The sequence below is a fragment of the Pseudomonas sp. NMI542_15 genome (genome assembly GCF_021283425.1).
Lineage (GTDB): Bacteria > Pseudomonadota > Gammaproteobacteria > Pseudomonadales > Pseudomonadaceae > Aquipseudomonas > Aquipseudomonas fortuita.
Window position 1 is genome coordinate 25,004 of sequence record NZ_JAJSRO010000037.1, and the last position, 9,589, is coordinate 34,592.

Below are 9,589 nucleotides of genomic sequence, written 5' to 3' on the forward strand. Positions count from 1 at the left end.
CGCTCGAAAGAAACCCGCGCCAGTCGCGGGTTTTTTCGTTAGAATCACTGCCCTTTTTTCGTAAACACGCTGCTGCGGATAACGCCATGTCGAGTCCGCGACAGTGCCTGACGGAGGCGGACAGCCTGTTTAGCTGTCACGCCCGTGGCGAGCATGCAAGACACATTACGCATCACAGAAGTCTTTTACTCTTTGCAGGGTGAAACGCGAACGGCTGGCCTGCCCACCGTATTCGTGCGCCTTACCGGCTGCCCCCTGCGCTGCCAGTACTGCGACAGTGCCTATGCCTTCACTGGCGGCACTGTTCGTACCCTCGATTCGATCCTTGAGCAGGTTGCCGGCTTCAAGCCTCGCTACGTGTGCGTGACAGGTGGCGAGCCGCTGGCCCAGCCGAATGCCTTGCCGTTGCTGCAACGACTGTGCGACGCCGGCTATGAGGTCTCGCTGGAGACCAGTGGCGCCCTGGATATCTCGGGCACCGATGTGCGCGTCAGCCGTGTGGTCGACCTCAAGACCCCTGGGTCGGAAGAGTCCCACCGTAACCGCTACGAGAACATCGAGCAGCTCACCCGCAACGACCAGGTCAAGTTCGTCATCTGCTCGCGCGAGGACTATGACTGGGCTGTCTCCAAGTTGATCCAGTACAACCTGGCCGAGCGCGCCGGCGAGGTGCTGTTTTCGCCAAGCCACCACCAGGTGAGCGCAAGCGACCTGGCCGACTGGATCGTTGCCGACAACCTGCCCGTACGTTTCCAGCTGCAGTTGCACAAGCTGCTGTGGAACGACGAACCCGGACGTTGATTGAGAGTAAAAGCACATGACTGAGAAACGCGCAGTAATCCTGCTGTCTGGCGGCCTTGATTCCGCCACCGTCGTAGCCATGGCCAAGGCCGAAGGCTACAGCTGCTACACCATGAGCTTCGACTATGGCCAACGCCACCGTGCCGAGCTGAATGCAGCTGCCCGTGTCGCCCGGGACCTGGGCGTGGTCGAGCACAAGGTAATCGGCCTGAACCTCGACGGTATCGGTGGTTCGGCGTTGACCGACAGCAGCATCGACGTACCTGAAGCCCCAAGCGAAGGCATCCCGGTCACCTACGTGCCGGCGCGAAATACCGTGTTCCTGTCGCTGGCCCTGGGCTGGGCAGAAGTGCTGGAGGCGCGTGACATCTTCATCGGCGTCAATGCCGTGGATTACTCCGGTTATCCCGATTGCCGTCCCGAGTTTGTCGAAGCCTTCGAGCGCATGGCCAACCTGGCTACCAAGGCGGGCGTAGAAGGGCAGGGCTTCCGTATTCAGGCGCCGCTGCAAAACATGAGCAAGGCGCAGATCGTGCAGGCCGGCATGGCCCGTGGCGTGGATTACAGCCTGACCGTTTCCTGCTACCAGGCCGACGATGATGGCCGCGCCTGTGGCAAATGCGACAGCTGCCGCCTGCGCGCCGACGGCTTCAAGGCGGCTGAGGTACCAGACCCTACGCGGTATGTTTGAAAAAACTGTGATGGGGTATTGATTTCTCTTTAGAAATCAGTATTATACGCGCCATCAATCGGGTCGTTAGCTCAGTTGGTAGAGCAGTTGGCTTTTAACCAATTGGTCGTAGGTTCGAATCCTACACGACCCACCATACGCAGTACGTCAAAGCCCGCTACCAGAAATGGTCGCGGGCTTTTTCGTTTTCGCGATCTTGGGGCGCACAGCGCCCCCAGCTTACTCGGCCCACTCGGGGTCGCCTGTGAATACCACCGTCAGCCAGCGGTCCGGCCCTTCACCGCCTACTGCATCACCAATCTCGTTGCGCCACGTATCCCATTCATCGATGGTCTTTGCGGCCATTGTCTTTGGCACGATGAAATACAGCTCAATCTCTCGTGAGCGCCCAACCTTGGCGACATAGGCACGGTACGACTGCAGCCCGTGGCGGGCGACAAAGGCCTTGGCCACTTCATCGACGTGCAGCTTGAGGTCGCCGGGGGTAACCAGAAAGATTTCAGACAGCGCCTGGCGGACCACCGACAGCGGCAGCGGAATGATCACCAGGCACACCAGCGCCAGCACCGCCGGGTCGATGTACGGCGACACCCACTCCAGCGATGTGCCTTGCACCGCGTAACCAAAGCAGAAGGCGATCAGCAACGCGGCGGTGATGCTGGCCGACATCACCCAGCCCTTGACGTCCATGCGCACGAAGTCTGACTTCAGCTTGCGGTTGGCGCGGGCTTCGACGACGGCGATGGTCACGCAGGTGATTACGGTCAGCACGGCATAGACCATGGCAATACCGAACTCCAGGTGACGCCCGCCTTGCAACAGGCTGCTGACGGCGTTGATCAACGCGTAGATGGCCACGCCGCTAAGCAGGATGCCGTTGAGTGCCAGGACCATCGGTTCCAGGTGCCAGAAGCCCATGGTGAAACGCTCACGCAGCTTGCGTGACATCTGCACGCTGGTGGTGTGCGAGGTAATCAGCTTGACCACTACAAGTGAAAGGCCGCTCATGCTGGCGTCGACCAGCGAGTACACGCCGTCGAAGACGATGGAGAATGAGCCGGAGGCCAGGCCGAAGGCGATGCCGATGGTGGCGATGAACAGGGTGACGGCAATCGAGGTGCGTAACAGGCCCTGTTCGCTGGTGATGTCGAAGAAGGTGGATCGGGTTGCGGTTTGCATGACGTGTGCTCAGTAAAAACGATAATGCTGTGGTGGCTGTACGGGCTTCTTCGCGGGCACGCCCGCTCCCGCCGAGCCTGCGTTGGCCTGGAAGGCGACCACGCACCTGTGGGAGCGGGCGTGCCCGCGAAAGGGCCCTTGCAGGTTAGACGCGGAATTGCTCCATCAGCGCCTGTTGCTGGTTGGCCAGCCGGTTCAGCGCCTGGCTGATGCGCGCCGATTCGTCGGCCTGGCCAGCCAGTGATTCTGTCACATCCCGGATGCCGGCCACGTTACGGTTCACTTCCTCGGCCACCGCGCTCTGTTCTTCGGCCGCAGAGGCAATCTGCAGGTTCATGTCGCTGATCACAGTCACCGCCTCGCCAATGCGCTGCAGTGCGGGCAGCGCCTGTTCCATGCGTGCCGCGCTGGCCTGGGCCTGGCGCTGGCCTTCGTGCATGGCGCCCACGACATCTTGGGTGCCTTGCTGCAGGCCTTCGATGACCTGGCGAATTTCCTCCACCGACACCTGCGTGCGCTGGGCCAGGCCGCGCACCTCATCGGCGACCACGGCAAAACCACGCCCGGCTTCGCCCGCTCGGGCGGCTTCGATGGCTGCATTGAGTGCCAGCAGGTTGGTCTGCTCGGCGATGGTGCGAATCACCTCCAGCACCGAGCCTATCTGGCCGCTGCGACCCTCCAGTGCGTGGGCCTCGTCCATGGCAGTGTTCATGCCGGCGGCCAGGCGATCGATGCCCTCGCGGGTGCTGTCGATCAGTTGCAGGCCTTCGCGGCTGGCCTGGTCGGCGGCCCGTGCGGCCTGGGCCGCCTGTGAGGCATTGTGTGCAACATCCAGGGCGGTGGCGCTCATCTCGTTGGCCGCCGTGGCCACTTGCTCGATTTCACGGTGCTGCTGCTGCATGCCGTTGCTGGTCTGGCTGGCGATGGCGGCAGACTGGTCGGCGGTGCCGCGGGCCTCCTGCAGCGAGCCCTTGACCTGAGCGATGACGGGTTGCAGTTTGTCGAGGAAGCGGTTGAACCAGTGGGTGAGCTGGCCCAGTTCGTCCTGGCGGGCGTAGTCCAGGCGGCGCGTGAGGTCGCCTTCGCCGCTGGCAATATCTTGCAGGCGTGCGGCCACGGCCAGTATTGGCCGGGTGACGCCGCGTGCGGTCAACCACACCAGCAGCAAGCCTGCGATGGCAGCGCCAAGGCCGATCAGCAGACTGTTGAGGTTGGCATTCTGGCTATGGGCGTCCAGGCGCTGGTTGAGGGCTACGGCGGGTGCCTGCAGCACGCTTTCCGGCAGTTCCAGCAACACCTGCCAAGGGGCTGCGCCAGGGATCGGGGCGAAGGGGTGGGCCACGCGCAGCAGGCCGTCGGCTACTGCATTGTCCATGGGCTTACCGAGCACGCTGGCGTCACGACTGTTGCCAGCCAGCAGGCCGGCTGCGCTGGCAATACTCACATGGCCCTGGCCATCGAACAGCTCGCGGCGGCCGTCCAGGCTCAGTTGCTGCAGGTTGGCCAGGCCGATGTCCAGGCCGACCACGCCGACAACCTTGCCCTGTTCCAGCAGTGGCAGGGCGATGCTGGTCATCAGCACCTGACGGCCATTGACCTCGTCGAGGTACGGTTCGAGCATGCAGGTACTGGCGGTGTCCTGCGGGCAGGTCAGCCAACGGTTCTTCGCTGCGCCGTTGCTGCCAATGCTGGCATCGCCAAGCATGGCTTCCGGCATGGCTTCAAGTTCCAGGGCGCCGGGGCGCGGTTGTGACCAGTACAACGAGAAACGCCCGCGTTCATTGCTACCCATCGCCTCCTGGCCAAGGTGCTGGCTGTCCTGCTGGTCCAGCGCGTTGGGCTGGAACACCAGGTACAGGCCGATTACATCCGGGTTGCCGGCCAGGCTGGCACGGGCCTGGCGCGTCAGCTCGGCGCGCAGGTCACTGCCGCCTCGGGCCTTGAGTACCTGCACCAGGCGGGCAAAGCCATTGGCGTACTGATAGGCGTCCATGAAGTAGCGCTGCACCCGCAGGGCCTGGGTTTGCGCGTGGGCCTGCAGGCGCTGGCGCGCACTGTTGTCGAGCATGGCGGTGCTGGCCTGGCTGACCAAGGCAGCGCTGCGCTGCGCCTGGGTCAGCGAGGTGGCCACCAGCAAGGCGACGATGGCCAGCAGGCACAGACCGGCGAGCAGGGTGATCTTCCACTGGATGGAGAGGCGACGCAGCGGCATGAGGCATTCCTTTTCGGGCAAGTACAACGCCCGCGGTCAGGCGCGGGCGTTGTCGGCAGCGTGGGTCATTCGGCGATGTAGTTGGGCGGTGCCGACCGGAAGGCTTTGGTCAGCCAGCCCAGGTAGATCAACCCGAGCGTTGCCCAGATGCCGCCAAACATCAGCGAGTGCACATTCAGGTCCAGCCACAGCGAGACGATGATGCAGAAGCCGATGGTAGGCAGCACCAGGTACTTCAGTTGGTTGGCCAGGCCTTTGCGGTTGCCTTCGCGCAGGTAGCAGTGGTTGATCACCGACAGGTTGACGAAGCTGAATGCGACCAGTGCGCCGAAGTTGATGATCGAGGTCGCGGTAACCAGGTCGAAGAAGATCGCTGACAGCGAAATCAGCCCCACCACCGCAATGTTCAGCACCGGCGTCTTGTAGCGCGAGTGCAGGCGGGCAAAGAGGCTGGCGGGGATCACGTTGTCGCGGCCCATCACGTACAGCAGGCGCGACACGCTGGTTTGCGAAGCCAGGCCTGAAGCGATGGTGTTGATCACGGTGCAGGCGATGAATACCGACTGGAACAGCTTGCCGCCGACGTACAGGGCGATTTCCGGCAGGGCCGCTTCCTGGTCGTGGAAGCGCGCCATGGTCGGGAAGTAGGCCTGGATGAAGTACGACACGGTGATGAACACCACGCCACCGATCAGTGCGGTCAGGAAGATCGCCCGTGGGATCGTCTTGGCCGGGTCACGGGTTTCTTCGGACAGGCAGGTGACCGCGTCGAAGCCCAGGAACGAGAAGCACAGGATGGTGGCACCGGCAGCCAGCGCGCTGAGGTGGGTCTGGCTGTCGGCGAACGGCAGCAAGCTCCAGGTGGTGCCCAGCCCTTCACCCTGGCCCAGGCCGCGCACGCACAAGTAGATGAACACGGCGATGATCGCCACCTGAACGCCTACAAACAGCAGGTTGAAGTGCGCCACCAGGTTCACGCTGCGCATGTTGATCAGGCTGATCAAGGTGACGAAGCCGACGACCCACAGCCACTCTGGTACTTCAGGGAACATGGCCGAGAGGTACAGCTTGGCCAGCAGCGCGTTGACCATCGGCAGCAGCAGGTAATCCAGCAGCGACGACCAGCCGACCAGGAAGCCCACATGGGGGTTGATCGCACGTTGTGTGTAGGTATACGCCGAGCCCGACTGCGGAAAGCGTTTTACCAGGGTGCCGTAGCTTACGGCGGTGAACAGGATGCCCGCCAGCGCCAGGATGTAGGCGCTGGGCACATGGCCGGCGGTGATGCCGCTGACGATGCCGAAGGTGTCGAACACGGTCATTGGGGTCAGGTAGGCCAGGCCAATGATGATCACGTGCCAGAGGCGCAGGGTTTTGCGAAGTTGGCCGTTGCCGGAAGCGCTGTGATCAGGCTGCATGCTGACATGGCTCCTGGTGCTGGGCGTAAACGGCGGGCACGGTGTATTGCGCATGCGGCAAGGGCGAGCGGGTGGGCTCCATGTTGTTCACCTTTTTTGTAGGAGCAGCAGAAGGCGCGGGGGACGCGCTAAGTGGTGAAAATAAAAAACGATGGGTAGGTTGGTGTCAAGTTAAACATGACAAGATGTTACTGAATTGAAATATTTATCGATTTATAAGGGGTTTTGTTCGGTTTTTGCGCGTTTTTTTGCGGTTTTGATCAATTTGAATGTTCGTAAAAATTAACGAATGTGCCTCCCGTGGATGCGTGTCAGATGGTTCTGAAAAATGGATTTCTCGGTGAAGGCTGGCCCTCGTCTTCCATCGCAGTGTTAATCTTCGCCTCCTGCGTGGCCTTTGCTCACCCAATGAAGCCCTTACGGACAATCGGTTCTATTCATGAAGAAATCAGTTGGCATTCTTTCCGGCCTGGCGATCGCCATTGCCGTCGCATCTACCGCTGGCGCCTGGTACACCGGCAAGCAACTGCCAGCCGAACTGGACAACGCCGTTGCCCGCAGCAACGCCGAACTCAAGAAGGCCCTGGTGACCACCGGCGGCAGCATGAGCATCGAACGGGTATCGCTGGAGCAGCATTTCTTCAGCACTACCGCCCAGTACCGGCTCAAGGCCCGCGACATAAACCTGGGTGAAGGCGAGGTGGTGAATTTCGACGTGGGCGTGACCGACCAGATTGAGCACGGCCCCTTTCCCTGGTCGCGGGTAAAGGCGTTGAAGCTGATGCCGGTGATGGCGGTCAGCAACAGCACCTTGCAGAAGGACGATGCCACCGCCGCGTGGTTCGCTGCCGCAGGCGAGCAGGCCCCGATCAGTGCACAGACCAGCTTGGGGTACGGCGGCAGTGTGGCCAGCCAGGTCCGGCTGGCGCCGGTCAAGCTTGACGAGGCGGACGGCAACAGCCTCGACTTCTCGGGTATGCAGCTGGAGGTCAGTGGCGACAAGGAGGGCAAGGCTTCGAAATTCCACGGGCAGGCCGACCGTTTCGTGATGAAACTTGTGCGCGATGATCAGCCGCCTGCCACGTTCGAACTCAAAGGCCTGAAGGTTGGCGGTAACTTGGCCGCCACCCCGCACGACACTGTCTATGTGGGTAACGTCGACCTGGCGCTGGCCGAAACCAAGGTCACCCTGGGGCCGAAACAGCAGGTGCTGCAGATCAAGGGCCTGGAGCAGAATGTCCTGCAAGCCCTCGATGGCCCGGATACCGTGGGCGGTCGCGTGGAGTACAAGGTCGGCGACATGGCCTGGGATGGCCGTGCGGTGGGCAAGGCGCAGATGGTGGTGAGTGTCACCTCGGTCAACGCACCGGCATTGCAGGCGTTGTCGAAGTGGTACCAGGCGCACTTGCCGGAGTTCGAGGCTGCGTCTGCCGCTGGCCAGCCTGTACCGCAGATCCGTATGGACGACGCTGAGAAGGCCAAATTCCAGGGCGACCTGCGGCAACTGCTGGCCGCCAGGCCCAAGGTGGCGATAGAAAACCTGGCGTTCAAGACCGCCAATGGCGAGAGCCGTTTCAACCTGTCGATGGCCTTCGCCGCCCCAGCCAGCTTCGATCTGCCGCCAGACCAGTTGAGCAAGCAACTGATCACCGAGGTGAAGGGCAAGCTATCGCTCTCCAAGCCGATGATGGGTGACCTGGCGACCTTGCAGGCGCTGCTGGATGGCCAGACTGATGCCCAGGCGATTGCCATGCAATCGAGCCAGGCGGGGGAGATGGTCGGCATGATGGCGCTGCAAAGTGGCCTGGCCACCGTTGAAGGCAACGATGTGGTGAGCAGCCTGCACTATGCCGATGGCATGGTCGACTTCAACGGCAGGAAAATGACCGTGGAAGCGTTTGCCATGCTCATGGCAGCGCACCTGGCAGCACTGTCGCCGCAGGGTTGACACCCGCTTTGTCAGGCAACGCTGTTTTGTAGGAGCGGCCTTGAGTCGAAAGGGCTGCTCCTACACAACGCTCATTGCAGTCGCTCGGGTGAGAACACAAAAACCACTTTAGTAATCGCTGGATTGTCTGTAGCCTTCGGCCTCCGATAATAATCCGCGCCCGCAGAGGGCCGTGGCGGCCTGCGTGCCGTCCGGCACCCTTAGCCGATCTGTCAGGGCCGGGTGATACACTCGATTTGATGCGCGCGCGCGCCTGCAGGTCCAGCGATCATGACCCAGATTTCCGAACGCCTGTTGGTTCAGGCTCACCTCGACGCCAAGCAGCCCAACCCGCTGACAGCCGAGCAGGAGGCCGAATACCGTGCGGCCATCGCTGCCGAGCTCAAGGCCCAGAACGCCGTGCTGGTTGCCCACTATTACTGCGACCCTGTCATCCAGGCCTTGGCTGAAGAAACCGGTGGCTGCGTGTCCGATTCGCTGGAGATGGCCCGCTTTGGCAAAAATCACCCGGCCGAAACGGTGATCGTGGCCGGTGTGCGCTTCATGGGCGAAACCGCAAAAATCCTCACCCCGGAAAAACGCGTGCTGATGCCCACCCTGGAGGCCACCTGCTCGCTCGACCTGGGCTGCCCGGTTGAAGAGTTCTCAGCCTTCTGCGACCAGCACCCCGAGCGCACTGTGGTGGTCTATGCCAACACTTCGGCTGCCGTGAAGGCCCGTGCCGACTGGGTGGTGACTTCAAGCTGCGCGCTGGAAATCGTCGAAAGCCTGATGGATAACGGCGAAACCATCATCTGGGGCCCAGACCAGCACCTGGGCCGTTACATCCAGAAGCAGACCGGTGCCGACATGCTGCTGTGGGACGGTGCCTGCATCGTTCACGAAGAGTTCAAGTCGCGCCAGCTGGCCGACATGAAGGCGCTGTACCCGGACGCAGCGATCCTGGTGCACCCCGAGTCGCCTGAAGCGGTGATCGAGTTGGCCGATGCGGTGGGGTCCACCAGCCAACTGATCAAGGCGGCGCAAACCCTGCCAAACAAGACCTTCATCGTCGCCACCGACCGCGGCATCTTCTACAAGATGCAGCAGTTGTGCCCGGACAAGGAGTTTGTCGAAGCCCCCACCGCTGGCAACGGTGCGGCATGCCGCAGCTGTGCGCACTGCCCGTGGATGGCGATGAACACCCTGGAGCGGGTGCTGGACTGCCTGCGTAATGGCAGCAACGAGATTTTTGTCGACCCGGCCCTGGTGCCCAAGGCGATCAAGCCGCTGAATCGCATGCTGGACTTCACCCAGGCGGCGCGCCTGAAGCTGTCCGGTAACGCCTGAGATCGCTGGGT

General features: G+C 62.1%; 7 protein-coding genes, 1 tRNA gene and 1 pseudogene. 5 read left to right on the forward strand and 4 right to left on the reverse strand.

Going from position 1 to position 9,589, the window contains the following annotated elements:
- Window positions 1-153: 153 nt before the first annotated feature.
- The 3 genes from queE (at window position 154) to LU684_RS29290 (ending at window position 1,628) form a co-directional block, all read left to right on the forward strand.
- Window positions 154-801: a 7-carboxy-7-deazaguanine synthase QueE gene (gene queE, locus LU684_RS29280; protein WP_016488649.1), complete on the forward strand. Its 648-nt coding sequence runs from the start codon at window positions 154-156 to the stop codon at window positions 799-801.
- 16 nt (window positions 802-817) lie between these two features.
- Window positions 818-1,492, forward strand: a complete 675-nt coding sequence (gene queC / locus LU684_RS29285; protein WP_016488648.1) for a 7-cyano-7-deazaguanine synthase QueC — start codon at window positions 818-820, stop codon at window positions 1,490-1,492.
- Between the two features lie 60 nt (window positions 1,493-1,552).
- Window positions 1,553-1,628, forward strand: a tRNA-Lys gene (locus LU684_RS29290).
- 83 nt (window positions 1,629-1,711) lie between these two features.
- On the opposite strand, the gene LU684_RS29295 is transcribed toward LU684_RS29290, so the two are convergent.
- The 4 genes and pseudogenes from LU684_RS29295 to LU684_RS29305 form a co-directional block, all read right to left on the reverse strand.
- Window positions 1,712-2,671, reverse strand: a complete 960-nt coding sequence (locus LU684_RS29295) for a cation diffusion facilitator family transporter (protein WP_016488647.1) — start codon at window positions 2,669-2,671, stop codon at window positions 1,712-1,714.
- A 145-nt stretch (window positions 2,672-2,816) separates the two neighbouring features.
- Window positions 2,817-3,572, reverse strand: coding sequence for a methyl-accepting chemotaxis protein (locus tag LU684_RS30905; protein WP_419198519.1), 756 nt, complete (start codon window positions 3,570-3,572; stop codon window positions 2,817-2,819).
- Window positions 3,573-3,674: 102 nt separating this feature from the next.
- Window positions 3,675-4,883, reverse strand: a pseudogene (locus LU684_RS30910) (PDC sensor domain-containing protein); the annotation flags it as partial.
- Between the two features lie 65 nt (window positions 4,884-4,948).
- The gene (locus LU684_RS29305) at window positions 4,949-6,301 is read right to left on the reverse strand and encodes an APC family permease (RefSeq protein ID WP_016488645.1); all 1,353 of its coding nucleotides are present in this window, start codon (window positions 6,299-6,301) and stop codon (window positions 4,949-4,951) included.
- 439 nt (window positions 6,302-6,740) lie between these two features.
- Here LU684_RS29305 and LU684_RS29310 point away from each other — a divergent pair, with 439 nt between their 5' ends.
- On the forward strand, window positions 6,741-8,249 hold the full coding sequence (locus tag LU684_RS29310; protein ID WP_232895317.1) for a YdgA family protein: 1,509 nt from the start codon (window positions 6,741-6,743) through the stop codon (window positions 8,247-8,249).
- Window positions 8,250-8,519: 270 nt separating this feature from the next.
- A complete protein-coding gene (gene nadA, locus LU684_RS29315) occupies window positions 8,520-9,578 on the forward strand; it encodes a quinolinate synthase NadA (RefSeq protein WP_019472564.1) in 1,059 nt (352 codons plus the stop codon).
- The last annotated feature ends 11 nt before the right edge of the window (window positions 9,579-9,589 follow it).